The sequence below is a fragment of the Actinocatenispora comari genome, from assembly GCF_017312725.1.
Lineage (GTDB): Bacteria > Actinomycetota > Actinomycetes > Mycobacteriales > Micromonosporaceae > Actinocatenispora > Actinocatenispora comari.
In genome coordinates this window covers 1-23020 of record NZ_BOPO01000149.1, presented here as the reverse complement: position 1 = coordinate 23020, position 23020 = coordinate 1, and the positions used below count along the sequence as shown (strand labels likewise).

Here is a 23020-nt window from a genome sequence, read left to right as displayed (position 1 = left end):
TGGGATCGCGGCGACGGGTTGGGGGGACTCGGCCCCGGCTGACCGTCGCTCCCGACCGGTCGGCCTCCGATGACGGCTCGGGAGGTATGGCATGAGTGAAGGCCTGCAACGGCACCCGGAGCTGGACGACGGGCTACGGCCGCTGGACGCGACGACCCGGCTGGAGCGCACGACGTTGCCGGGCGAGGCCACGGCGCCGGCCGACACCGACCGACCGCCGGCCGGTACCGCGCTGCTGGTCACGGTGCGCGGCCCGGGCCTCGGCACCCGGTACCCGGTGGCCGGGCCGACGGTGACGATCGGCCGGCATCCCGATTCCGACATCCGGCTGGAGGACGTGACGGTGTCGCGCCGACACGCGCAACTGCGCATCGCGGACGGCTCGTACACGGTCGCCGACCTCGGCAGTCTCAACGGGACGTACGTGAACCAGGAGCGGATCGAGTCGGTCGCGCTGGAGGACGGCGACGAGATCCAGATCGGCAAGTTCCGGCTGATGCTGCGCGTCGGCCGCTGACCGGCGAACCCGGCCGGCCACCGGCCACGGTCGGCCGTCGACCGCCGCGCACGAAAGCGCCCCGCTCCTGGTCGGAGCGGGGCGCCGGCGTCGGCACGGTCAGCTGGCGAACGGGTTCGCCTCGTTGCTGGTGTAGTGCACCGTGTCGTAGTTGCCGTTGAAGTCCGAGTCGGTGGTCACCGTGTCCTCGGTGCCGTTGTAGTTGACGTCCTTGGCGTCGTAGTCGTCGCTGCCGTCCAGGTTGCGGTCCAGCACGACCTCGTCGACCTTGCCGTCCTCGTTGTGGTCGTACACCTTCTCGTCGAAGTGGCCGTCCTGGTTGGTGTCCTGGCCCGCCTCGTCGACGGTGCCGTCCTTGTTGTTGTCGGACACCTCGGTGTTCTGCCAGCCGTCGCCGTTGGTGTCGCCGGTGTGCTGCTCGAAGTAGCCGTCGTGGTTGTTGTCGTACTCGGCGGCGTCGATGGTCCCGTTCGAGTCCTCGTCATGGCCGATGAAGTCGGCTTGACCGTCGCCGTTCATGTCGGCGTACACGTAGTGCCCACCGTGGCCGTCGGACTCGGTCCAGTGGTCGTCCCAGGTGCCGTTGCCGTCCACGTCGACCGAGGTGTCGTAGCCGTCGTCGCTCATGATGTCGTTCCCTCCCGGAGCATCCCCTGTGTTGCGCTCAGCTTATGGGCGGGATCCGGGTCGACGTCTCCCCCATCCATGCCACGAAGCCAGGGCCGGTTGGCCACCATCGGGCGGTTCGCGGTGTATCGACCGAATCGACGTTCATAGGAACCGGCCAGGTAGCGCCCATCGAACTGCTAGAACGGGACTCGACCATGTGCGAATGGTGGACGACGTGTGTGCCGGCCCGGTGACGCCGTGAGCGAACCGGAGCGGCTGGCGGCCGAACGGATCCTGGTCGTCGAGGACGAACGCGACATCCGCGAGCTGCTCGCCCGCAGCCTCGGGTTCTCCGGATTCGAGATCGCGACCGCCGACACCGGCGCCGAGGCGGTCCGGGCCGCGGCCCGGTTCCGGCCGAACCTGATCGTGCTCGACGTGATGCTGCCCGACATGGACGGCTTCGATGTGCTCAAGCAACTCGGTACCGCGGGGCAGCGGCCGGCGGTGGTGTTCCTGACCGCGCGCGGCGAGACCGAGGACAAGCTGCGCGGCCTGGCGATGGGCGACGACTACCTGACCAAGCCGTTCAGTCTGGACGAGCTGGTCGCCCGGATCCGGGCGGTGCTGCGCCGCGCGTCGCCGGACGCGCCGGCCACCTCCCGGCTGGTCGTCGCCGACCTGGAACTGGACGAGGACAGCCACGAGGTGTGGCGCGACGGCACCGCGGTGCACCTGTCCGCCACCGAGTTCCGGCTGCTGCACTACCTGATGGTCAACGCCGGCCGGGTCGTCTCCAAGGCGCAGATCCGCAACCACGTCTGGCAGTACGACTACAGCGGCGAGACGAACGTCGTCGAGCTGTACGTGTCGTACGTGCGGCGCAAGGTGGACACCGTGCAGCCGAAGCTGATCCACACCCTGCGCGGCATCGGGTACGTCCTGCGGGCGCCCCGCGGGTGACGAACCCGCCGGTACCCGGGGGGCGGTCGTCGGTGTTCGGCCGGCTGGACCGCCGGGTGCCGTTGTGGTTGCGGCTGGTGTGCGGCGTGCTGGTGCTGGTGGCGATCGCGCTCGGGGTCACCGGGTACGCCGGGACCACGTTGCTGCGCCGGCACCTCGTCGCGAAGACCGGGGACGAGCTGCGGCTCGCCGCGCCGCGGGCGGAGCGCGCGCTGGTCGCGAACGGCCGCGGCGTCCCGCCGTCCGCGCACGGCGTGCCGTCGGCGTTCGGCGCGTACCTGATCGGGCCGGGCGGGCGGGTGCTGGAGCACAGCGACCCGGCGCTGACCGACGAGCGGCCCGAACTGCCGGACCTGACCGGCGCCCGGCCGGTACCGCTGTTGCGGCCGTTCTCGGTGGACGGCACCGGCCGGTCCCGCTGGCTGCTGCTGGTACGCCCGGTGCGGCAGCCGGCGGGCGGGCACGTGGTGGTGGCGGAGAGCCTCGCCGAGGTCGACGCCACGGTTCGGCAGCTCGCGCTGATCAACCTGAGCGCCGGCCTGGCCGTACTGGCGGCGCTCGCGGTGGCCTGCTTCTGGCTGGTGCGGCTCAGCCTGCATCCGGTGCGCAGCATCCAGACCACCGCGCAGCGCATCGCGGCCGGTGAGCTGTCGGTCCGGGTACCCGACCACGGCAACCGGACCGAGGTGGGCCGGCTCGCGACCGCGGTGAACGGGATGCTGGCGCGGATCGCGACCGCGCTCGCCGACCGGGCCGCGTCCGAGGCGGCGGCACGCCGGTCCGAGGCGCAGATGCGCCGGTTCGCCGCGGACGCCTCGCACGAGCTGCGCACGCCGATCACCACGATCCGCGGCTACGCCGAGCTGTACCGGCAGCAGCGCGACCGGATGCCGGCCGAGGAGGCGGACCGGATCGTCGGCCGGATCGAGGACCAGGCCCGCCGGATGGGTGGCCTGGTCGACGACCTGCTGCTGCTCGCGCACCTGGACCAGCGGCGCCCGCTGGCCGCCGACCCGGTCGACCTGACCAGCCTCGCCGCCGACGTCGTGCTGGACACCGACACCCTCAACCCGGACCACCCGGTCGAACTGGTCGCGCTCGGCCCCGGCGGCCGCGCCGGTACGGGGGCCGAGGAGCCCGGGCCGATCGAGGTGATCGGCGACGCGGAACGGCTCCGCCAGGTGGTCGCGAACCTGGTCGGCAACGCGGTCAAGCACACCCCGGCGGGTACCTCGATCCGGGTCGGGGTCGGCCGCGGCAGCGGTGCCGAGGCGGGTACCGCCGTGCTGTCGGTGGCCGACGACGGGCCGGGGATGGCGCCGGAGCTGGCGGACCGCGCGTTCGAACGGTTCTTCCGGGCCGAGCCGGCGCGGGCGGCGTCCGGTGGTGGTGCGGGCCTCGGCCTCGCCATCGTCGGCGCCATCGTCGAGGCGCACCGGGGGACCGTCACCCTCGACACCGCTCCCGGCCGGGGCGTCGAGATCCGCCTGACCCTGCCGATCCGGGGCGTTCAGCCGCCGGGGGAGACCAGGCCGGACTCGTAGGCGAAGACGATGGCCTGGGCGCGGTCGCGCAGGTTGAGCTTGGCGAGGATCCGGCCGACGTGCGTCTTGACCGTCTGCTCGGCGACCACCAGCGACTCGGCGATCTCGGTGTTCGACTGGCCGCGCGCGATCAGCCGCAGCACGTCGGTCTCCCGCGGGGTGAGCGCGTTGAGCGCGGCGGGGGTGGGCCGGTCGCCGCGCGGCCGGGCGGCGAAGTCGGCGATCAGCCGGCGGGTCACGGACGGGGCGAGCAGCGCGTCGCCACCGGCGATCACCCGTACCGCCTGGATCAGGTCGGCGGCGGGCGCGTCCTTGAGCAGGAAGCCGGACGCGCCGGCGCGGAGCGCCTCGTAGACGTAGTCGTCCAGGTCGAACGTGGTGAGCATCAGGATGCGCGGGACGTGCGCGCCCGGTGCGCCGCCGGACAGGATCCGGCGGGTCGCCTCCAGCCCGTCCAGCTCCGGCATCCGGACGTCCATCAGCACCACGTCCGGGTCGAGCTCGCGGACCTTGCGTACCGCCTCGGCGCCGTCCGCGGCGTCGCCGACCACGACCAGGTCCGGCTGCGCGGCGAGCAGGGCGCCGAAACCCTGCCGCACCATCGCCTGGTCGTCGACGATCATCACCTTCGTCGGCTGGTCCACGGATCCTCCATCGCCCTCGTCCGCCCCGGCGGGTCGGTCACGATCCTGCCCTGTCCCGATCGTCCGTCGACGAGGTGCCCGGCTCCCCGCCGGTGTCCGGGTCGCAGGGCAGTACCGCGGCGACCCGGAACCCGCCGTCCGGGGTGGCGCCGGCGGACAGGCTGCCGCCCAGCATGGTGGCGCGTTCCCGCATGCCGAGCAGGCCGTGTCCGGGATCGCCGGCGACCGGTGGGTGCTCCGGCGCGGTGTTGACCACCTCGATCGTCACCGCGTCCAGCCGGTACACCAGCCGTACCGTCACCGGGGCGCCCGGTGCGTGTCGCCGGGCGTTGGACAGCGCCTCCTGCACGATCCGGTACCCGGAGACGTCGACCGCGACCGGCACCGGCCGCGGCGTCCCGTCGGTGCGCAGCTCGACCTCGGCGCCGGCCCGGCGTACCTGGTCGAGCAGGGCGGGCAGCTCGGCCAGGCCCGGCTGCGGGGCGCGTTCGGCGGGCTGCTCGGCGCGCAGCACGCCGAGCATCCGGCGCATCTCCACCAGCGCCTGCCGGGCCGCCGAGCCGAGAGCGGCGAACTCGTCGTCCGCCGTGCTGGGCAGCCCGGTCAGCCGGTACGGGGCGGTCTCGGCCTGCACCGCGATCAGCGACATGTGGTGCGCGACGACGTCGTGCAGCTCGCGGGCGATCCGGGCCCGCTCGGTGAGCACCGCGCTGCGCTGCTGCTCGGCCTCGGTCCGCCGGGTCTCCACGGCCAGCTGCCGGCGCGCCGCGACGAGGCTGCCGATCGCGCCGACCGCGAGTACCAGCAGGGTGGCGATCACGGTGGCGGCGATCGCGTTGTCCGCGTTGACCGGGTAGAGCAGCAGCCAGACCAGCACCATCGTGACCGCCCAGACCCAGGCGAGGACGACCCGGCTGTGCCGCAGGCCCACGGCGACGAGCGTGGCGAGGTACAGGATGATCTGGAACGGCTGCACCGGCCAGTCCCGGCCATGCCAGATCGGCAGCATCGCCAGCATCGTCACGACGGTCAGCCGCCAGGCCAGCAGCGGCCAGCGCACCAGCAGCACGATCGGCAGCGCCAGCAGCAGCCCCACCAGCGGCGCCAGCGGCGAGGCCGCGCCGAACTCCTCCCGTACCTGATTGGTCGTGACCAGCGCGAACAGCACGGTGAGCACGGCGCCGACCAGCAGCGGCCAGGCGCGTGGCCGGCGCTGGCCGGGTACCCGGTCGCTGCCGATCAGCATCGTGACGAGCCCGTTCAGCGGCGTCGCGACCACCACCGGGTACCGCCGGGAGATCCGTGCGGCGAGCCGCGCGCCCGGCCCACCGGGTGCCCGACCGGCGTCCCTACGGCCGCGGGACGTCCGGGAGGCGGGGTCGTCGCGGTCCGGGGGCGGCGGGTCAGGCATCGCCGCCGGCATCGGGGAGCGGTGCCGGATCGCCCGGCTCGACCCGGAACCGGCGGTGCCGCAGCGACGGCAGCCGGCGGCGTACCGCGGCGACCCGCTCGGCGTCGAGGACGGTGACGGCGATGCCGGCGGCCTCGGCGACGCCCGCGACCGGTACGCCCATCGGGTCGACGACGACGCTGTTGCCGGCGCCGGTCGGGGCACACTGGTCGGCGGCGAGCAGGTAGACGGTGTTCTCCACCGCGCGGGCCCGGGCCAGCAGCCGCCAGTGGTCCTCCTTCTGCGGGCCGGGCGCCCACTGCGCCGGCACCAGCAGTGCCTGCGCGCCGGCCTCGGTCAGCCGCCGGGCGAGTTCCGGGAACCGCAGGTCGTAGCAGGTCATCGCGCCGAACCGGAGCCCGTCCAGGTCGAACGTGCACAGCTGGGCCGGGTCACCGGGTGTCACCCAGTCGGACTCGGCGAAGCCGAACGCGTCGAACAGGTGCACCTTCCGGTAGCTGGTGAGCAGCTCACCGTCGGGCCCGAAGGCGAGCAGCGTGTTGGCCACCCGGCGCTCGCCCGGCACCGCCTCGTTCATCCCGTACAGCACCCGGATCCGGTACCGCGCGGCGAGCTCGGCGACCTTCGTCGCGAACGGGCCGTCGATCGGCTCGGCCGAGTCGAGGATGCCGGCGTCGAGCGCCCGCGTCGCGTACATCGAGTACTCCGGGAACGCGACCAGCCGCGCCCCGGCCGCGGCGGCCTGCTCGGTCAGCGCGGCGAGCGCGGTGAGGTTCGCCTCCTTGTCGGTACCGGCGGAGAACTGGCCGACCGCAACGCACACCATGCTCCGAACCCTAGCCGCTCGCCGCCCGCCGGCCGCCCGATCCGCGCCGCGCCCCCGACCGGCCGCCGGCGCCGGTAATCGGTGCGACGGTCGTGTCGCGGGCGGGTAGGTTCTCTCGCCGTGCGCATTCTCGTGTTGGGTGGTACTGCCTTCGTCGGCCGGGCGATCGTGACCGCGGCCCTGGCGGCCGGCCACGACGTGACGATCTTCTCCCGTGGCCGCACCGGTACCGGGCTGTTTCCCGAGGTCAGCCGGCTGGTCGGTGATCGCGATACGGACGACTACGCCGCGCTGGCGGGCGGCAGCTGGGATGCGGTCGTCGACGTGACCGGCTACCTGCCGCGGCACGTGGGCGGGGCGATGGACGTGCTCGGTGACCGGGTCGGCCGGTACCTGTTCGTGTCCAGTCACGCGGTCTACGGCTCCGACGGGGTGCGGCCCGGCAACGACGAGAGCACGCCGCGGCGGCCGGCCGAGCGCAGCGGCACCGAGGAACTGACCAACGACACGTACGGGCCGCTCAAGGTGGCCTGCGAGGACGACGTGGTGGCCCGGTACGGCGAGCGCGCCACGATCGTGCGCCCCGGCAAGGTGGCCGGCCCGTACGACAACCAGGGCACGTTCACCTACTGGGTGCGGCGGGCGGCGCGGGGCGGTCCGGTGGTGTTGCCGGCGGACCCGGACCAGCCGGTGCAGGTGATCGACGTCCGCGACCTGGCCACGCTGGTGGTACGGCTGATCGAGGCGGACCGGCCGGGCGCGTTCAACGCGGTCGGCCCGGACGAGCCGACCACGCTCGGCGGGCTGATCCACACCTGCGCCGCCGCGGCCGGCACCGAGGTGCGGATCGTACGGGTGCCGGACGAGCACGCGACTCGGATGTTTCCGCTGGTCAGGCCGTTCTGGCCGGGGCAGCAGCGCAGCTTCGCGGCGGCCCGCGCGGCCGGCATGCCGGCCACCCCGCTGATCACCACCGCGATCGACACCCGCACCGCCGACCGGGAACTCGGCGAACCGCCGCTGTCCTGGAACGACGGCTTCGACCCGGCCACCGAGGCCGCGCTGATCGAGCGGTACGGCTGAGCCACCCCGAGAGCGCCACCGGCGAGGTCAGGCCAGGCCGGTGGCGCGCAGGGTGAGGTTGATCCGGCCGGCCGGCAGCGCCGGGTCCGGCGAGCTGCCCGGCTCGATCCGCACCACCCCGTGGTACGCGAGCCGGGACTCGCCGCCGAACACGAACGCGTCGCCGGACGCCAGCGTCAGATCCGTGTACGGCCGGGACCGGTTCTCGGTGTTGCCGAACCGGAACAGGCAGCTGTCGCCGAGGCTGAACGACACCACCGGCTCCCGCGCCTTCTCGTCGGAGTCCTGGTGCATGCCCATCCGGGCGTCCGCGTCGTAGAAGTTGACCAGCGCGGTGTCCGGCCGGTAGTCCACGTCCGGCTGCCGGTACGCCTCCGCCAGCGCGGCGCGGCCCCACTCGGCGAGCCACCCCGGCAGCGGCGCCACCGGCTCGCCGTTCACGTCGTCGGCGGTCCGGCTGTACCGGTACGGCTGCCAGTGCCAGCCGAGGCACACGGTGCGGGCCGACATCCGGTGCCCGCCGGGCAGCAGCGTGTGCCGCGCCGGTACGGGTCCGGCGGCCCACCGCAGGCAGGCGGCGGCGAGCCGGCGCTGCCGGTCGGCGTCCAGCCAGCCGGGCAGGTGCACGGCGCCCGGCCCGACCTCGCGCCGACCGATGCCGAACAGTGGCAACGTCACCGGTCCATCCTCCCCCTCGTCGACCTGGCGTACCGGCACGGAGCCCGGCCGCCGCCCCGGCCCGGCCGCGCCCCGGCCCGCTTCGGTCCGGACGCCCTCCGGCTCGGCCGCCGCTTCGGTTCGGCCGCCAGTGGCCGGGTCGGATCAGGCGGCGTCGTGGAACACCAGGCCGAGGGTGTGCCGGCGGCCGGAGCGGACCGCGGACACCCCGTGCCGTACCGGTGCGGCCGACCAGCCGCGGGCCGACGCGACCGGGCGGTCCCGGGTGGTGAACACCAGCCCCTGACCCTGCCCGACCAGCGTGGCGGTACCCCGGGACTGGGCCCGCGGCCGCTGCTCGACCAGCAGGAACTCGCCGCCGGTGTGATCCACCCCGGGATCGTTCAGGTTGACCACCACCTGCAGCGGGAACACCTTGTCCCCGTACAGGTCGCGGTGCAGCGCGTTCCAGTCGCCGGCGTCGTAGCGCAGCAGGATCGGGGTCGGGCGCTGCTGCCCGGCGTCGTGGCAGACCGCGAGCCACTCGTCCAGCGTGTCCGGCCACTCCGCGTCCCGGCCGAGCCGGCCGTACCAGTCCCGCGCGATCGGCAGCAGCCGCTGGTACAGCGCGTGCCGCAGCGCGTCGACCGGCTCCGGGAACGGCGCCGCGAAGTACCGGTAGCGGCCGGAGCCGAACCGGTGCCGGGCCATGTCGATGGTGGCGCGGAAGTGCTCCGGCTGGTCGAACAGCGCGGCGAGCCGGCCGCACTCGGTCGGCGTGAGCAGCCGCGGCAGCGGCGCACACCCGTACTCGTCGAGTTCGCCGGCCACCGCGTCCCAGTCGGCGGCGGCGACGCGCCGGGCGTACCGGTCGGCGGTCATGATCCCTCCCCGGGTAGGCGGTGTTTGCGGGCCGGTGTACCGGCCGCCGCGCCCCACGGTGTCGCGGGGACGCGATGCCTCCACCCTGCCCCGGGCCGCCGGCACCATGCTGGCGAGAAACGGACCTCGCGTCCCGCGCCGCCGGTGGCCGGCCGACCGGTACCGGCGAGGCCCGGTCGCGGGCCCGACCGGCACCGGCGATGTCCGGTCGCCGGGCGGCAGCGGTACCGGAATGTGCCGTCGCCGGTCCCGAGTCGTGGTGCGGGCTCAGCGGCGCTTGCGGCGACGCTTGCGGTTGGCGCAGCCGGCCGGGCGGTCCGGTGCGGCCGACCGGTGCGGGTTGCGCTGCGCCGCGGTGCGGGCCGGCACCGGCAGCTGGATGCCGTACCGCAGGGACAGGAACCGTTGCACGGCAAGCGTTGCGGTACCGGCGACGAGCATGCCGGCGAGGTTGACCCCGAGCTGGACCGCGGACGCCTTCACCTCGCCCCAGTGCGCCAGCGGGATCGCGACCGCGATGTTGCCGGCGGCCGGCACCGTGGTGACCGAGATGAACACGCCGACCAGCGCCGACGACTTCGACGCGGTGATGGACAGGATGCCCGCGATGCCGGCGAGCACCGCGACGATGAACGACCACTTGTCCGGATGCACGATGAAGTCGGTGTTCGGCCGGTGCGACAGGTCGGCCGGGCTGACCCAGCCGAGCCACCGGCTGATCGTCGCGCACGCGGTGGTGATCGCGATCGCGACCAGGAAGCCGATCACCAGTGTGCGCACGGCCAGCGCGATCCGCTGCGTGTCCACCCGGATCAGGCCGAAGCAGATCGCGGCGACCGCGCCGAACTCGGGGCCGAGCACCATCGCGCCGACGATCAGGATCGGCTGGTCGAGCAGTGCGCCGATCGCGGCGATCTGGGTGGCGAGCGCCAGGAACGCGAGGAACGCCCAGCTCAGCCGCGCGTCGGCGGCGGTGCGGGCGTCGAGTTCGTCCCACAGCACCGCGTCGTCGTCGTACCCGGGGGCGGCCTGTTCGGCGACGGTCGCGCCGACCGAGATGGACACGTCGACGGTCTCCACCGCGATCGACCCCGACTCGTCCACGCCGAGCTCGCGCAGCCGCTGCAGCATCGCGTCGGCGGCCTCCCGGGCCATGTCGAACTGGATCAGGTCACCGGCCGGCTCGCGCGCGGCGCCGGGCAGGACGACCAGGTTGGTCACCGCGACGCTGGCCCCGCACAGGTCGCTGATCTGGTCGGTCAGCCGCGGTGGTGCGATCACCCGGATGTGCAACATGCCGAGAATTCTGCCGGTACCCCGCCAGCGCCGCCGGCTCGTGGGGTCACCTCGGCCGTGGCGGCCGACTCCGGTTCGCGGTGCGACGTGACTTCCACCGGTCCGGGTCGGGTGGGAGACTACGCCGGTGGACGCCACCGGCTCCCGCCAGCCACCGTCGGCCCGCCCGGCGCCGGAGCCCGGTCGGGCCAACCGGCTGTCGCCGATGCGGTTCGTGGTCGGGTTCGGCGTCGTCGCCCTGCTCGGCGACTTCGTGTACGAGGGCGCCCGGTCGGTGGTCGGCCCCTACCTCGCGACGCTCGGCGCCTCCGCGGCCGTCGTCGGGGTCGTCACCGGCGCCGGCGAGGCGGTCGCGCTGGTGCTGCGACTGGCGTCGGGTCCGCTGTCGGACCGCACCCGGCGGCCCTGGCCGATCACGATCGCCGGGTACGCGATCACCATGGTCGCGGTGCCCCTGCTCGCCGCGACCCAGCTGCTGTGGCAGGCGGTCCTCGCGGTCGTCGGCGAGCGGTTCGGCAAGGCCGTACGCAGTCCGGCGAAGGCGACGATGCTGGCGGCGGCGAGTGCCGGCATCGGTCGCGGCCGGGCGTTCTCGATCCAGGAGGCGCTGGACCAGATCGGCGCCGTGGCCGGGCCGCTGCTCGTCGCGGGCATGGTGGCGCTGTCCGGGTACCGGCTCGGTTTCGCCGTCCTCGCGGTGCCCGGCGCCGTCGCGCTGGTGGTGCTCGCCCTGCTGCGGCGCGCGGTGCCCCGGCCCGAGGCGTACGAGTCGGGTCCGGCGCGGCCGGCGTCCTCGGCGGGCGGGGCGGCGTCGCGGTGGCGGTTCTCCCGGCGGTTCTGGGGGTACGGCGCCTTCACCGCGCTGACCATGCTCGGCTACGCCACCTTCGCCGTACTGGCGTTCCACCTGCAGGTCCGGCACGTGCTGCCGAGCTACCAGATCCCGATCGTGTACGCGGTGGCGATGGGCGTGGACGCGCTCGCCGCGCTCGGCTCCGGCTGGGTGTACGACCGGATCGGGCTGCGTGGCCTGATCGTGCTGCCGGTGCTCGCGGCGGTCGTGCCGGTGCTGTCGTTCTCGACCAGCGCCGGCCTGGTCTGGCTGGGCGCGGTCGTGTGGGGCGCCGCGATGGGCATCCACGAGTCGACGATGAAGGCGGCGGTCGCCGACCTGGTGCCGGCCGACCGGCGCGGGACCGGGTACGGGCTGTTCACTACCGTCTACGGGCTCGCCTGGCTGGCCGGCTCCGCGGTGATCGGCGTGCTGTACGGCGTGTCGGTCGGCGCGGTGATCGTGTTCGTCGTCGTCGTGCAGGCGGTCGCGCTGGCCGCCTTCCTGCCCCTGGTGCTGCGCCAGCGGTGACCCGCGATCCGCGGTCCGTCGCCGGTGGCGCGTCGCTGGCCGCGGCCGGTGACGCCGGCCGAGCCGTACGTGGCGGGACGGGCGAAACGTCGGGTGCCGCACCCGGTGGGGCCGACGCGCCCCGACGACCGTACGTGTCCCAGGTCACGCCCGCGGTATGCATGACCTGGCCGCCCGGCTGGTATTGAAAGGGAATGGGGCTGAGGCAACTGCCGGGACCTGTCGTGCAGGCACCGATGGCCGGCGGGGCGACCACACCGGAGCTGGTCACCGCGGTGGGCAAGGCAGGTGGCCTGGGCATGCTCGCGGCCGGCTACCTGCCGACGGCCACCCTGGCCGAGCAGATCGCCGCGGTGCGCGACGTCGGCGTTCCGTTCGGGGTGAACCTGTTCGTCCCGGCGCCCGACACGGCCGACCCGGACGCCGTCGAGAGCTACCGGCAGCGGCTCGAACCCACCGCGGCCCGGCTCGGCACCGAGCTGGGCGAGCCGACCTGGACCGACGACGAGTACGAGGCGAAGCTCGACCTGCTCGCCGCGGTCGGCGTGCCGATGGTGACGTTCACCTTTGGGCTGCCGACCGAGCAGGACGTGATCGCGTTGCGCCGGGCCGGTACCGAGGTCGGAGTCACCGTGACGACCCCCGCGGAGGCCGTCGCCGCCGACCGCGCCGGTGCTGATTTCGTCGTCGCGCAAGGCATCGAGGCCGGCGGGCATCGCGGCGGCTGGCTCGGTGGGGAGCAGTTCGGGCTGCTCGCGCTGGTCCGGCTGATTCGCTCCACTGTAGACATCAAGGTGATGGCGGCGGGCGGGATCGCCGACGCCGCAGGGGTTCGCGCCGTGCTGGCGGCCGGTGCGCTCGCCGCCTGCGCCGGTACCGCGTTCCTGCGCTGCCCGGAGGCCGGCACCCCGGAGCCGTACCGGGATGCGTTGGTGGCGCCGGAGTTCGCCGAGACGCGGCTGACCCGGGCCTACACCGGCCGGTGGGCGCGCGGCCTGGTGAACCGCTTCATCGCCGACCAGGAGCCGTACGCGCCGGACGGATACCCGCAGCTGCACCGGTTGACCCGCCCGCTGCGCGCGGCCGCGACGGCTGCCGGCGACACCGACGTGATGGCGATGTGGGCCGGCCAGTCCCATGCGCTGGCCACCGACGAACCCGCCGCCAAGGTGCTGCACGCCCTCACCCCCTGACCGTCCACACCGGACCGTCCACACTGGACCGTCAGCGCCGGACCGTCCGGGTCGGTCGCCGCGCCGGGCCGTCCGCGCCGAGGACGATGGCGGGTGTTCGGGGTGGCCGCCGGCGGGTCAGGACGAGGCGACGCGGGCGAGCCGGTTGCATGCGATGTCGCGCTCCTGCTCGGCAAGGTCGCCGGCGCGCAGCAACTCGGGCAGCAGCGCCGGTTCCCGGGTCAGCGCCCGGAACACCACTCCCGCCGTCACCCCGTGCGCCGGCCGGTCGACCACCGCGACCTCGTCCCCGACCCGGATCTCGCCCGGCACCAGCACCCGCAGGTACGCCCCGGGTCGGGCCTGCTCGGTGAACGTCCGGATCCAGCCGTGCTCGTCCAGCCAGCCGGCGAAGGTACGGCACGGGATGCGCATCGAGCACACCTGCAGCACCGCGGTACCGATCCGCCACCGCTCGCCGATCACCGCGTCGGTCACCGCCACCCCGCTGGTGGTCAGGTTCTCGCCGAACGAACCGTTGCTCAGCGGCCGGTCGAGCCGGTCGGACCACCACTCCAGGTCCTCCCGCGCGTACGCGTACACCGCCTGGTCGTCGCCGCCGTGGAAGCGCAGGTCGCACACCGTGTCGCCGACCAGGCCGCTGCCGCCGCCCTCGCTGCGCGGCCCGGGCGCCCGTACCGACACCGGCCCGGTCACCGGCCGCTTGTCGATGCCGGTCACGCCGACCTCCGAGTGCGCCGTCTCCCGCGCCCGCCCCACGTTCACCGACACCAAGACACCCATGCCGGCCACCCTACGGTGCCCGCCACCGACGCCCGCGCCGTGATCGCGGCGTCCGGTGGCGGTGTCGTGCGGCGGGCGCCGGATCGTGCCGGCGCCGTGATCAGGCGTAGACGGCGGCCAGGTCGCGCGCGGTGGCGGCGATCCGGTCCCGCAGCTCGACCGGGGCGAGCACCTCGACCTGCGCGCCGAGTCGCAGCAGCTCGCCCTCGGCGTGGGTGAGGCTCTCGATCGGGATGACCGCGCGGCGCCAGCCGGCCGGGCCGTCCACCGTCGCGGCGGCCACGGCGTCGAGCACCGCCGGTACGGCGATCTCCCGGAGCCGTTCGACGCCGGCCGGCGAGATGCGGATCTCCGCGCGGTCCCGCCACAGCCGTTCCTGCAGCTGGTGGGTGTGCTGCCGCCAGTACCCGGCGAGGTCGAAGTCGTCCGGCGGCGTGAAGTGCTCGTCGAGCGGCCGCAGGTCGAGGATCTGACCGATCCGGTACGTGCGGGGCCCGGCGCCGTCCGCGGCGGCCACCGCATACCAGCGCCCTGCCTTGAGCACGATCCCGTACGGTTCGAGCCGCCGCTCGACCTGCGTCGGTGCCTGCCAGCGCCGGTACCGGACCTGGATCGCCTGGCGCTGCCACACCGCCGCGGCCACCGCGGGCAGGTGCGGCGCGTCCTCGGCGCGCTGGTACCAGCCGGGTGCGTCGAGGTGGAACCGGTCGCGCAGCCGCCGGGCCTGCCGGCGCAGGTCGGCCGGCAGCGCGGCCTCCAGCTTGAGTTCCGCCGCGGTCAGCAGCGAGCCGAGGCCCAGCTCGGCGGCCGGCCCGGGCAGGCCGGCCAGGAACAGCGCCTCCGCCTCGCCGGCGGTCAACCCGGTCAGCCGGGTCCGGTAGCCGTCGACCAGCGCGTAGCCGCCGTCGTGGCCGGCCTCGCCGTAGATCGGGATGCCCGCCGCGAGCAGCGACTCGACGTCCCGGTAGACGGTGCGGGTGGACACCTCCAGCTCGGTGGCGAGCTCGGCGGCGGTCAGCCGGCCGCGGTTCTGCAGCAGGAGCAGGAGGGAGACGAGACGGCTGGCACGCACGCCGGAAAATGTACCCAGGTCCACTGACGGTCCTTGTCAATGAACCGGCCCTAGCCTGCGCGGCATGGACAACGACAACGGCTTCGGCTTCCTGACCGGCACCTTCGACGTGGTCAACCGGTGGCGCAGGGACTTCCTCGACCCGGGCGACGGCGACGACCGTTGGGAGGAGTTTCCCGGGGTCAGCCGGGCCAGCGTGCACTTCGACGGTGCGGCCAGCTTCGACGAGATCGAGTTCCCGACGAAGGGCTTCGCCGGTCTGACCCTCCGGCTGTACGACCCGGCCGCCGACGCCTGGTCGCTGTTCTGGTCGAGCAAGCGCACGGGCACCCTGTTCCCGCCGGTGGTCGGCCGGTTCGGCCCGGACGGTACCGGCGTGTTCCACGGCGACGACACGCACGACGGGCGGCCGGTCCGGGTCCGGTTCGTCTGGTCGGAGATCACCGCGACCGGGGCGCACTGGGCGCAGTCGTTCTCCGTCGACGACGGCCGGACCTGGCTGGAGAACTGGCACATGTACCTCACCCGCCGCCCCGCCTGATGCCCGCCGCCCCGCCTGATACCCGCCGTCCTGCCTGATGCCCGCCGTCCGGCCTGACGTCGGGCTCCCTTCTGACGTCTGGAGCCCTGCCTGACGGCCCGGCGCGACGCCCGCCGCGCCGGGCTGCGGTCGACCGGCCGGGAGACACCCGGCGAACCGCGGGCTGGTCAGGCGACCGCCGCGACGAGGGCGGCGGCGAGGTCGGCGGGACGGCTCCACATCGGCCAGTGCCCGGTCGGCAGGTCGACCACCTCCAGGTCGCGCAGCGTGGCGGTCTCGGCCATCATCGGGTTCCCCTCCCGGGCCAGCTTCAGCATCACCTCGGACGGGTACGAGCAGGCCACGATCGTGGTGGGCACGTCGCGCCGCGCGTCGTTGGTCAGCCGCACCGGTTCGCGCACGACCGCGCCGGGCGCCGGCACCGACCGCTCCCGGAAGGTGCGCAGGGTGTCGTCGTCGAGCCCGTCCAGGCTGGCTCGCAGCTGGTCGAACGGTGGCAGCGGCAGCTCGGCCAGCTCCGCCGGTGCGGACGGGTCGAAGCGGCCGCCGTCCGCGACCGGCCCGCTGTCGACGTAGATCACCCGGGCCACCGCGGTCGGCTCCCGGTCCAGCAGTACCGAGGTGGGCAGGTTGGCGCCGCTGTGCGCGACGAGTGCGACCGGGCCGGGCTGCTCGGCGACGATGGCCCGCAGGTGGTCGGCCTGGTCGGCGATGGTCGCCGCGGCGCGCTGCGGGTCGTCGGGGTCGAGGCCGGGCAGCGTCACCGGTACGGCTCGGTGGCCGGCGGCGCGCAGCCGGTCGGCAACCCCGTCCCAGGCCCAACCGCCCAGCCAGAACCCCGGTACGAGAACGAACGTGGAAGTCTCCATGCGTTCAGGTTCGCGCGCCGGGTGGACCACGGCATGTCACTGTTTCCGTCACCATTTCTGCGACACTGGGGTGGTGAACCGGGTCGAGCGACTGCACGCCCTCACCGAGTCGCTGCGCCGGGCCGGCCCGCGGGGCCGGACCGCGGCGCAGCTCGCCGACGAGTTCGAGGTGACCACCCGGACGATCAAGCGTGACCTCGCCGCGCTGTCCGCGGCCGGCGTACCGGTGTGGGGTCGCACCGGCCCCGGCGGTGGGTACGGGCTGGCCGAGCGGGCGTCGCTGCCGCCGGTGAACTTCACCGCCGGGCAGGCGCTCGCGCTGACCGCGGCGGTGGCCGCGTCCGCGCAGGCGCCGTTCGCCGACTCGGCGCGGGCGGCGACCCGCAAGGTGCTCGACGTGCTCGACCCGGCCGATCGGGGGCGTGCTTCCGCGCTGTCCCAACGGATCTGGGTCGACGTGGGGCCGAGCGCGCCGCGCCGAGTGCTGTCCGTACTCGAGCAGGCGCTGCTGGACCAGGTCACCGTCAACATCGGGTACACCGACGCCGGCGGGCGGCGCACCCGGCGCGAGGTGGAGCCGATGATCTTCGCGTTCACCCGCGGGCGCTGGTTGCTGGTCGCCTGGTGCCGGTTGCGCGACGGCGTCCGCTGGTTCGACCTGTCCCGGATCGGCCGCGCCACCGCGACCCGCCGCCGCTGCGCCGGGCATCCGGTGAGTGCGATCGGTACCCCGCCGGAGCAGGCGCACCCGGTCGGCGTCTGACCGCCGGTCGCGGGGCAGGTGGCCGCTCGGACCGCGGCCTGCCGGCCGCGGGAGTACGTCGCCAGCGGAGCGCGCTGCCGTCGGGCGGTGTCGCGGGGCGGTGCTGCCCGGCGGTGTCGCGGGACGGTGCTGCCCGGCGGTGTCGCGGGGCGGTGCCGTCGGGCGGTGTCGCGGGACGGTGCTGCCCGGCGGTGTCGCGGGGCGGGTCACCCGGGGGGTGAATCCCGGTCACGGCGCCGACTTCTGTTCGTCGATGCGTTGACACCTGCCCGAGGCCGGGGTTAGTTTCCGGCACATGGCTCGTACCTTGAAAACGGAGTTTCATCAGGCGAAACAGCCCGATGAGCGGGACGGCGGGGTCACCCGCACGCTGTCCCGCGGACTCGCCCTGCTGTCCGAGATCCTCGACGCCGACACCCCGCCGACGCTGACCGAACTGGCGTTGCAGACCGGGCTGTCCAAGGCCACCGTGTCCCGGCTGCTCGCGACGCTGGTCGAGGCCGGGTTCGCGGCCCAGACGCCGGGCGGCCAGACCTACTCCGCCGGGCCGTCCATCGCCCGCTGGCTGCGGACCAGCCCGCTGGAGGCGTTGCTGACCCAGCAGGCGACCCCGGTACTGAGCCAGCTGCGCGACCTGTCCGGCGAGACCTCGGTGCTGTGCGTACCGGTCTGGCCGGACCGGGTGTGCATCGCGCGCAGCCTCTCCGAGTCCCCGATCCGGGCGCAGAAGACGATCGGCGAGAACGGCCCGCTCACCCGCGGCTGCAGCGGCCGGGCGTTCCTGGCCTTCGCCACCGAGCGGTACGTGGACGCCGCGCTGCAGGCCCGCCCGCTGGTACGGATGACCGACACGTCCATCGTGGACGTCGACCGGTTCCTGGCCCGGCTGCGGACCGAGCGCGAGCTCGGCTACACGATGTCGACAGGCGGCACCTACCCGGACATGAACGGCATCGCGGTACCGATCTTCGCGGCCAGCTCGACGCTGCCGATCGCGGTGATCAACGTGAGCGGCCCGTCCGCGCGCTGGACGAAGCCGGCGATGGAGCGGTTCGCGCCGACGCTCAAGGAGCACGCCGCGCAGCTGACCGCGTACTTCACCTCGGAGCGGCTGTCGTGATCAAGGCCGTTGCCGCGACCGGACAGCTCGGTACCGGGTTCAAGGCGGAGACGCTCGCGCACGCCGCCGAGGGCGCCGACTTCATCGGCTGTGACGCGGGATCGTCCGATCCGGGCCCGTACTACCTGGGGTCCGGCGAGACCCAGTCGTCCGACGCCGCGGTACGCCGCGACCTGGAGCTGATGATCGCCGCCGGGCTGCGGCACGACATCCCGGTGCTGATCGGCTCGGCCGGGACCGCCGGGGCCGGCCCGCACCTGGCCCGGACGGTACGGATCGTGCGGGAGCTCGCCGCCGAGCACGGCTGGCACTTCCCGCTGGCCACCGTCGACAGCGAGGTGTCCGCCGAGCGGGTCGTCCGGGCGTACCGGGAGGGCCGGCTGAGCCCGCTCGCCGGGGCGCCGGACCTCGACGAGGAGTCGATCCGCGCCGCCGGGCACATCGTCGCGATGCAGGGCCCGGAGTGCTTCGCCGACGCGCTGGGCCGCGGCGCGCAGGTGGTCGTCGCCGGGCGTACCAGCGACACGGCGATCTTCGCGGCGTTGCCGATGTTGCGCGACATCCCGCCGGGGGTGGCGTTCCACGCGGCGAAGATCCTGGAGTGCGGTGCCGCCTCGGTGGTGGAGCGCAAGTATCCGGACTCGATGGTGGCGTTCCTGGACCCGGACGGGTTCACCGTCGAGCCGCCGAACCCGGACATGGTGTGCACCCCGCAGAGCGTCGCGTCGCACACGTTCTACGAGACCGCCGACCCGTTCCGGCTGGTGGAGCCGGGCGGCACGCTGGTCACCACCGACGCGGCGTACGCGGCGGTGTCGGACCGGGCCGTGCGGGTCACCGGCAGTACGTTCGAGCCGACCGGCGACTACACCGTCAAGCTGGAGGCGGCGAGCCTGCTCGGGTACCGCACGGTGGTGTTCGCCGGCGTGCGGGATCCGTTGGTGGTACGCCAGATCGACCGGTTCGTGGCGACCACGAACGCGGTGATCACCGGCAAGGTCGCCGACAGCCTGGGCATCTCCGCGGCCGACTACCGGATCCGCTGGAACGTGTACGGCCGGAACGGCACGCTCGGCCCGCTGGAGCCGGCGACCGAGGTGTCCGGGCACGAGGTGGCGCTGCTGATCGACATCGTCGCCGCCGACCAGCAGACCGCGCAGGCGATCGGGTCGGTCGCCTGGCACACCGCGCTGCACCAACCGATCCCCGAGTACAGCGGGTTGGTCAGCCACCTGGCGTTCCCGGTGTCCCCGCCGGCGATCAGCGCCGGGCCGGTCTACGGCTTCTCCCTCAATCACGTGCTGCATCTCGACGACCCGGCCGAGACGTACACCCTGACCGTCGAGAGCGTCTGAGGCGACCATGACCCAGCTGCACCAGCTCGCCAGGCTGATCCGGAGCAAGAACGCCGGCCCGTTCGAACTGACCATCGACGTGATGTTCGCCGACGAGGCGTCGTACCGGCGGGTCGTCGACGCGGGCGTGCTCGACGCCGAGCGGATCGCCGCGCTCTACCGGGTCGATCCGGCCGACGTACGGCTGTTCCGGGCCGACGTCGCCCTGGCCGTCAAGGTCTCGCTGCCCCGGCCCACCCCGTCCGGCAGCCCGACCGACACCGACATCTTCGGCGGCCAGTTCCACAGCCCGATCGTCTGCCTGGAAGTCCCCTGACGATCGTCGTTTCCCTTGCCTGCCAACGGTTTCCTGTTCCGCGGTCGACAGAAGGACATCACCATGGACGACACACCCACCGAGGCGCGCCGGATCGACCGGGTCCGCGAGCTGCTCCCGGAGATCGCGCAGATCGGTGACGACACCCTGCGTACCGCGGTCGAGCGGATCTGGGCGCAGGTGTGGGGCGAGAGCGACTGGGCCGATCTCGCCGAGATCCCGAAGAACCCGTCCGCGCCGGCGGCGCCGCAGCGGGTACCGGACGCGTGGACGCTGATCACGCACAGCCGGGCCGTCGCGCAGCTCGCCGACAGCAGCGCCGAGACGATCCGTGCCCTGCACGGCATCCCGTACGACCGGGACGTGTTGCTGACGATCGCGCTGCTGCACGACGTGAGCAAGGTGGTCGAGTACGAGGGCAGTCGGGACGCGATCGCGAAGAGCCGCACCGGCCGGCTGATCCAGCACGGCGTGTACGGCGCTTTCCTGATGTGGCAACACCAGTTGCCGGTCGAGCTGGTACACGGGGTGATCGCGCACACGCCGTCGTCGCGCGGCGTGCCGCAGACGCACGAGGCGCTGATCGTGCGCTACACCGACTTCCTGGACACCGACTCGATGCTGCTCGACGCCGGAGAGGAGCTGTACCTGTCATGACCCCGCTGCCGTCGCCCGGTGCCCGGTACCGGAAACTGTTGCAGGACAACGACATCCTGGTACAACCGTCGCTGGCCGATCCGCTGTCCGCGCGGATCGCGGCGGATCTCGGCTTCCGCGCGCTGAGCCTCGGCGGGTACGCGATGGGCGCGCACCGCGCGGTCACCGAACCGCTGCTGTCGCTGACCGACGTCGCGGACATGGTGCGCAATGTACGGGCCGTCACCGACCTGCCGCTGCTCGTCGATGCCGGGGCCGGCTGGGGCGAGCCGATGCACGTGCTGCACACGGTGCGCACGCTGGAGGCGGCCGGCGCGGCGGCGGTCCACATCGAGGACCAGATCTTCCCCAAGCGGGCGCACTACCACAAGGGCGTCGAGCACGTCGTCGGACTCGACGAGCTGGTGCAGAAGATCCGCGCCGCGCTCGCCGCCCGCACCGACCCGGACTTCGTGATCTGCGCCCGCACCGACGCGATGCGCACCCACGGGTACGACGAGGGCATCCGCCGGGCCCGCGCCTGCGTGGACGCCGGCGCCGACCTGGTCATGCTGTTCCCCAACAACGACGAGGAGGCGCAGGCGGCGCCGCGCGACCTGCCCGGCGTCCGGCTGGTCTACGTCAACAGCACCGGCAACGACCAGGGCCGCGGCGTGTACCCGGCGGCGCTGCTCCAGCGGTGGGGCTGGTCGGTCGCGTACGACTCGATCAGCGTCACGAACGCCGTCTACGCCGCGGTGCGGCAGTTGCTCGGCACGCTCGCCGACACCGGCGAGGCCGGCTTCGACCGCGACACCGTCATCGGCATCCGGAAGAACGTGGAACGCACCATCGGTCTCGACGAGCTGTACGCCGTCGAGGCGAACACCGTCGAACACTAGGCGATCGGCCGCCCGCCGGCCCGCCCCGCGCAGTACTCGACGGATCCCCTCCTGCGCACTGGACTCCACCAGAAGGCGATCACGGCCATGTCAGAAGCGAACCCAGCAGTACCCGTGGCATCCCCGCTGTCCCGGCAGGACCGGCGCCGGACCATCATCGCCGCGTCCGCCGGCAACTTCGTCGAGTGGTACGACGCCGGCATCTACGGCATCGTCGCCGTCGTCCTGGCGAAGCAGCTGTTCCCGTCCGACGTCGACCCGACCATCGCGTTGCTCAACACCTACGCGGTGTTCGCCATCTCGTTCCTGCTCCGGCCGCTCGGCGGCATCGTGTTCGGGCACATCGCCGACAAGCTCAGCCGCCGCCGCGCGCTGTCGGTCACCATCATCATGACCTCGGTGGCGACCGGCCTGATCGGCCTGATCCCGACGTACGGGGCGATCGGCTGGTTCGCGCCCGCGCTGCTGTTGCTGCTGCGCCTGCTGCAGTCGATGGGTACCGGCGGCGAGTACTCCACCGCCATCAGCTTCGTCTACGAGCACGGCGAGCGCGGCCGCAAGGCGGTCGCGGTGGGCCGGCTCACCTCCCTGACCTTCGGCGGGTTCCTGATCGGCGCGCTGTTCTCGACGATCGTGTCGGCGGCGGTGCCGGGCCACGCGTACGAGACGTTCGGCTGGCGGATCCTGTTCCTGATCGCGATCCCGATGGGGCTGGTCGGCTGGTACCTGCGCCGGCGTACCGAGGAGGGCCCGGAGTTCCAGGCGCTGCAACAGGTGCGGCGGGCGACGAAGGCCCGGGTGATGCCGCTGTTCGAGGCGATCCGGCGGTACTGGCGGCGGATCATCGTGTTCACCTTCTTCATGGGCAGCTGGTCGGTGTTCGCCACCCTGCTGACCAACTACCTGCCGACCTTCCTGCACGCGAACCCGGCGCTGTCGACCACCGAGGCCAACGCCGCCAACCTGCTCGCCAGCGTCATGGTCGTGGTGTTCGTGCTGCTGTTCAGTCCGGTCGCGGACCGGATCGGGCTGCGCCGGGCGATGATCGTCGCCTCGATCGTCCTGATCATCGGGATCGTGCCCGGCTACGCGGTCGCCGGCAGCGGCCTGGTCGGCGGGTTTCTCGGCGCCGCGATCCTCGGTACCTGCAAGGGTGTGCTCGCGGTGCCGGCGCTGCTCGCGATCAGCCAGATCTTCCCGGCCGGCATCCGGGTCACCGCGGGCGGCCTGTCCTACAACATCTCCGCCTCGGTACTGGGCGGCACCGCACCGGTGATCGCGGTGTGGCTGAACGGCGTCTCGCACAACTCGCTGCTGTTCTCCGCGTACCTGGTCTTCTACGGCATCCTGACGCTCGTCATCACGCTGGTCTGTGCGAAGCGCTGGATCGCCGAGTCGGCGGACCACTCCGGTGACGCGGCCACGAACCCGAGTGCGGTGCTGCCGGTGTCCCGGATCGACCCGGCCACCGGGGAACTGGGTACCACCGACCCGGCGTGACCTCGGCGGGCGGCGGCTCGGCCACGCCCTTTCCCGCGGATCAGTGCCGGCTCCGGTCGGGCCGGTTCGGGTTCGCGCCGGTTCCGGTGGGGGCCGGTTCCGGGTTCGGGCCGGCTCGGGGTCGGCCTGGCTCTTGGTCAGGCCGGTTCCGGGTTCGGGCCGGCTCGGGGTCGGC

At 73.5% G+C, this 23020-nt stretch carries 24 protein-coding genes; 14 read left to right on the top strand and 10 right to left on the bottom strand.

Annotation, left to right across the window (positions count from 1 at the left end; genetic code table 11):
* Nucleotides 1-91: 91 nt before the first annotated feature.
* Nucleotides 92-517, top strand: a complete 426-nt coding sequence (locus NUM_RS34915; protein WP_207129216.1) for an FHA domain-containing protein — start codon at nucleotides 92-94, stop codon at nucleotides 515-517.
* 99 nt (nucleotides 518-616) lie between these two features.
* Here NUM_RS34915 and NUM_RS34910 read toward each other — a convergent pair whose 3' ends face one another.
* Complete coding sequence (locus NUM_RS34910; protein ID WP_207129215.1) at nucleotides 617-1144, bottom strand: hypothetical protein; 528 nt, start codon at nucleotides 1142-1144, stop codon at nucleotides 617-619.
* Between the two features lie 240 nt (nucleotides 1145-1384).
* Between NUM_RS34910 and NUM_RS34905 the strand changes: the two genes are divergently transcribed.
* Both NUM_RS34905 and NUM_RS34900 read left to right on the top strand, forming a co-directional pair.
* Nucleotides 1385-2089, top strand: coding sequence for a response regulator transcription factor (locus tag NUM_RS34905; RefSeq protein ID WP_225919055.1), 705 nt, complete (start codon nucleotides 1385-1387; stop codon nucleotides 2087-2089).
* 56 nt (nucleotides 2090-2145) lie between these two features.
* Nucleotides 2146-3633 carry a HAMP domain-containing sensor histidine kinase gene (locus NUM_RS34900; protein ID WP_207129214.1) on the top strand — a complete coding sequence of 496 codons (1488 nt, stop codon included), beginning with the start codon at nucleotides 2146-2148 and terminating at the stop codon, nucleotides 3631-3633.
* Here NUM_RS34900 and NUM_RS34895 read toward each other — a convergent pair.
* The 3 genes from NUM_RS34895 to NUM_RS34885 are packed head-to-tail and all read right to left on the bottom strand — an operon-like array spanning nucleotide 3600 to nucleotide 6514.
* The gene (locus NUM_RS34895) at nucleotides 3600-4256 is read right to left on the bottom strand and encodes a response regulator (protein ID WP_207129307.1); all 657 of its coding nucleotides are present in this window, start codon (nucleotides 4254-4256) and stop codon (nucleotides 3600-3602) included. The two genes, NUM_RS34900 and NUM_RS34895, sit on opposite strands and share 34 nt — an antisense overlap.
* 58 nt (nucleotides 4257-4314) lie before the next feature.
* Nucleotides 4315-5688 carry a sensor histidine kinase gene (locus NUM_RS34890; protein WP_207129213.1) on the bottom strand — a complete coding sequence of 458 codons (1374 nt, stop codon included), beginning with the start codon at nucleotides 5686-5688 and terminating at the stop codon, nucleotides 4315-4317.
* Nucleotides 5681-6514: a carbon-nitrogen hydrolase family protein gene (locus tag NUM_RS34885; protein WP_207129212.1), complete on the bottom strand. Its 834-nt coding sequence runs from the start codon at nucleotides 6512-6514 to the stop codon at nucleotides 5681-5683. Before NUM_RS34885 ends, NUM_RS34890 begins: the two co-directional genes overlap by 8 nt.
* A gap of 120 nt (nucleotides 6515-6634) precedes the next feature.
* On the opposite strand from NUM_RS34885, the gene NUM_RS34880 reads away from it, so the two are divergent.
* Nucleotides 6635-7597, top strand: coding sequence for an NAD-dependent epimerase/dehydratase family protein (locus tag NUM_RS34880; protein WP_207129211.1), 963 nt, complete (start codon nucleotides 6635-6637; stop codon nucleotides 7595-7597).
* Between the two features lie 27 nt (nucleotides 7598-7624).
* Here the strand turns inward: NUM_RS34880 and NUM_RS34875 are convergent, their stop codons facing one another.
* From NUM_RS34875 to NUM_RS34865, 3 genes are all read right to left on the bottom strand, one after another.
* Entirely contained in the window at nucleotides 7625-8275 is a 651-nt protein-coding gene (locus NUM_RS34875; RefSeq protein WP_207129210.1) for an alpha-ketoglutarate-dependent dioxygenase AlkB family protein, read from the bottom strand.
* Between the two features lie 144 nt (nucleotides 8276-8419).
* Complete coding sequence (locus NUM_RS34870) at nucleotides 8420-9136, bottom strand: 2OG-Fe(II) oxygenase (RefSeq protein WP_207129209.1); 717 nt, start codon at nucleotides 9134-9136, stop codon at nucleotides 8420-8422.
* A 267-nt stretch (nucleotides 9137-9403) separates the two neighbouring features.
* Nucleotides 9404-10432 carry a DUF389 domain-containing protein gene (locus NUM_RS34865; protein ID WP_207129208.1) on the bottom strand — a complete coding sequence of 343 codons (1029 nt, stop codon included), beginning with the start codon at nucleotides 10430-10432 and terminating at the stop codon, nucleotides 9404-9406.
* Between the two features lie 214 nt (nucleotides 10433-10646).
* On the opposite strand from NUM_RS34865, the gene NUM_RS34860 reads away from it, so the two are divergent.
* Together NUM_RS34860 and NUM_RS34855 are read left to right on the top strand one after the other, a co-directional pair.
* Nucleotides 10647-11795 carry an MFS transporter gene (locus tag NUM_RS34860; protein WP_207129306.1) on the top strand — a complete coding sequence of 383 codons (1149 nt, stop codon included), beginning with the start codon at nucleotides 10647-10649 and terminating at the stop codon, nucleotides 11793-11795.
* 224 nt (nucleotides 11796-12019) lie between these two features.
* Nucleotides 12020-12988 (top strand): nitronate monooxygenase, encoded by a 969-nt coding sequence (locus tag NUM_RS34855; protein WP_263975161.1) that lies wholly within the window; start codon nucleotides 12020-12022, stop codon nucleotides 12986-12988.
* Nucleotides 12989-13105: 117 nt separating this feature from the next.
* Here the strand turns inward: NUM_RS34855 and NUM_RS34850 are convergent, their stop codons facing one another.
* Together NUM_RS34850 and NUM_RS34845 are read right to left on the bottom strand one after the other, a co-directional pair.
* On the bottom strand, nucleotides 13106-13771 hold the full coding sequence (locus NUM_RS34850; protein ID WP_207129206.1) for an MOSC domain-containing protein: 666 nt from the start codon (nucleotides 13769-13771) through the stop codon (nucleotides 13106-13108).
* 100 nt (nucleotides 13772-13871) lie between these two features.
* Complete coding sequence (locus NUM_RS34845) at nucleotides 13872-14843, bottom strand: helix-turn-helix transcriptional regulator (RefSeq protein ID WP_207129205.1); 972 nt, start codon at nucleotides 14841-14843, stop codon at nucleotides 13872-13874.
* Nucleotides 14844-14907: 64 nt separating this feature from the next.
* On the opposite strand from NUM_RS34845, the gene NUM_RS34840 reads away from it, so the two are divergent.
* Nucleotides 14908-15384, top strand: a complete 477-nt coding sequence (locus NUM_RS34840; protein ID WP_207129204.1) for a hypothetical protein — start codon at nucleotides 14908-14910, stop codon at nucleotides 15382-15384.
* Between the two features lie 167 nt (nucleotides 15385-15551).
* On the opposite strand, the gene NUM_RS34835 is transcribed toward NUM_RS34840, so the two are convergent.
* Nucleotides 15552-16253 (bottom strand): alpha/beta fold hydrolase, encoded by a 702-nt coding sequence (locus NUM_RS34835; RefSeq protein WP_207129203.1) that lies wholly within the window; start codon nucleotides 16251-16253, stop codon nucleotides 15552-15554.
* A gap of 73 nt (nucleotides 16254-16326) precedes the next feature.
* Between NUM_RS34835 and NUM_RS34830 the strand changes: the two genes are divergently transcribed.
* The 7 genes from NUM_RS34830 to NUM_RS34800 all read left to right on the top strand — a co-directional run bounded on the left by NUM_RS34830 (nucleotide 16327) and on the right by NUM_RS34800 (nucleotide 22845).
* On the top strand, nucleotides 16327-17016 hold the full coding sequence (locus NUM_RS34830) for a helix-turn-helix transcriptional regulator (protein ID WP_207129202.1): 690 nt from the start codon (nucleotides 16327-16329) through the stop codon (nucleotides 17014-17016).
* A gap of 295 nt (nucleotides 17017-17311) precedes the next feature.
* Nucleotides 17312-18136 (top strand): IclR family transcriptional regulator, encoded by an 825-nt coding sequence (locus tag NUM_RS34825; protein WP_207129201.1) that lies wholly within the window; start codon nucleotides 17312-17314, stop codon nucleotides 18134-18136.
* The gene (locus NUM_RS34820) at nucleotides 18133-19491 is read left to right on the top strand and encodes an acyclic terpene utilization AtuA family protein (RefSeq protein WP_207129200.1); all 1359 of its coding nucleotides are present in this window, start codon (nucleotides 18133-18135) and stop codon (nucleotides 19489-19491) included. Before NUM_RS34825 ends, NUM_RS34820 begins: the two co-directional genes overlap by 4 nt.
* Nucleotides 19492-19498: 7 nt before the next feature.
* A complete protein-coding gene (locus NUM_RS34815; RefSeq protein WP_207129199.1) occupies nucleotides 19499-19807 on the top strand; it encodes a DUF4387 domain-containing protein in 309 nt (102 codons plus the stop codon).
* Nucleotides 19808-19870: 63 nt separating this feature from the next.
* Nucleotides 19871-20464: an HD domain-containing protein gene (locus NUM_RS34810; RefSeq protein ID WP_207129198.1), complete on the top strand. Its 594-nt coding sequence runs from the start codon at nucleotides 19871-19873 to the stop codon at nucleotides 20462-20464.
* Nucleotides 20461-21345 (top strand): isocitrate lyase/PEP mutase family protein, encoded by an 885-nt coding sequence (locus tag NUM_RS34805; RefSeq protein WP_207129197.1) that lies wholly within the window; start codon nucleotides 20461-20463, stop codon nucleotides 21343-21345. The genes NUM_RS34810 and NUM_RS34805 overlap by 4 nt, the downstream gene beginning before the upstream one ends.
* Before the next feature lie 114 nt (nucleotides 21346-21459).
* Nucleotides 21460-22845, top strand: coding sequence for an MFS transporter (locus NUM_RS34800; protein WP_207129196.1), 1386 nt, complete (start codon nucleotides 21460-21462; stop codon nucleotides 22843-22845).
* Nucleotides 22846-23020 lie beyond the last annotated feature (175 nt).

What these genes read in the sequence shown, in the direction of transcription:
- NUM_RS34825 (WP_207129201.1), top strand. Translation starts at nt 17,312, where the DNA reads ATGGCTCGTACCTTGAAAACGGAGTTTCATCAGGCGAAACAGCCCGAT.
- NUM_RS34810 (WP_207129198.1), top strand. Translation starts at nt 19,871, where the DNA reads ATGGACGACACACCCACCGAGGCGCGCCGGATCGACCGGGTCCGCGAG.
- NUM_RS34870 (WP_207129209.1), bottom strand. Translation starts at nt 9,136, where the DNA reads ATGACCGCCGACCGGTACGCCCGGCGCGTCGCCGCCGCCGACTGGGAC.
- NUM_RS34805 (WP_207129197.1), top strand. Translation starts at nt 20,461, where the DNA reads ATGACCCCGCTGCCGTCGCCCGGTGCCCGGTACCGGAAACTGTTGCAG.
- NUM_RS34815 (WP_207129199.1), top strand. Translation starts at nt 19,499, where the DNA reads ATGACCCAGCTGCACCAGCTCGCCAGGCTGATCCGGAGCAAGAACGCC.
- NUM_RS34915 (WP_207129216.1), top strand. Translation starts at nt 92, where the DNA reads ATGAGTGAAGGCCTGCAACGGCACCCGGAGCTGGACGACGGGCTACGG.
- NUM_RS34885 (WP_207129212.1), bottom strand. Translation starts at nt 6,514, where the DNA reads ATGGTGTGCGTTGCGGTCGGCCAGTTCTCCGCCGGTACCGACAAGGAG.
- NUM_RS34835 (WP_207129203.1), bottom strand. Translation starts at nt 16,253, where the DNA reads ATGGAGACTTCCACGTTCGTTCTCGTACCGGGGTTCTGGCTGGGCGGT.
- NUM_RS34910 (WP_207129215.1), bottom strand. Translation starts at nt 1,144, where the DNA reads ATGAGCGACGACGGCTACGACACCTCGGTCGACGTGGACGGCAACGGC.
- NUM_RS34890 (WP_207129213.1), bottom strand. Translation starts at nt 5,688, where the DNA reads ATGCCTGACCCGCCGCCCCCGGACCGCGACGACCCCGCCTCCCGGACG.
- NUM_RS34850 (WP_207129206.1), bottom strand. Translation starts at nt 13,771, where the DNA reads ATGGGTGTCTTGGTGTCGGTGAACGTGGGGCGGGCGCGGGAGACGGCG.
- NUM_RS34865 (WP_207129208.1), bottom strand. Translation starts at nt 10,432, where the DNA reads ATGTTGCACATCCGGGTGATCGCACCACCGCGGCTGACCGACCAGATC.
- NUM_RS34895 (WP_207129307.1), bottom strand. Translation starts at nt 4,256, where the DNA reads ATGATCGTCGACGACCAGGCGATGGTGCGGCAGGGTTTCGGCGCCCTG.
- NUM_RS34840 (WP_207129204.1), top strand. Translation starts at nt 14,908, where the DNA reads ATGGACAACGACAACGGCTTCGGCTTCCTGACCGGCACCTTCGACGTG.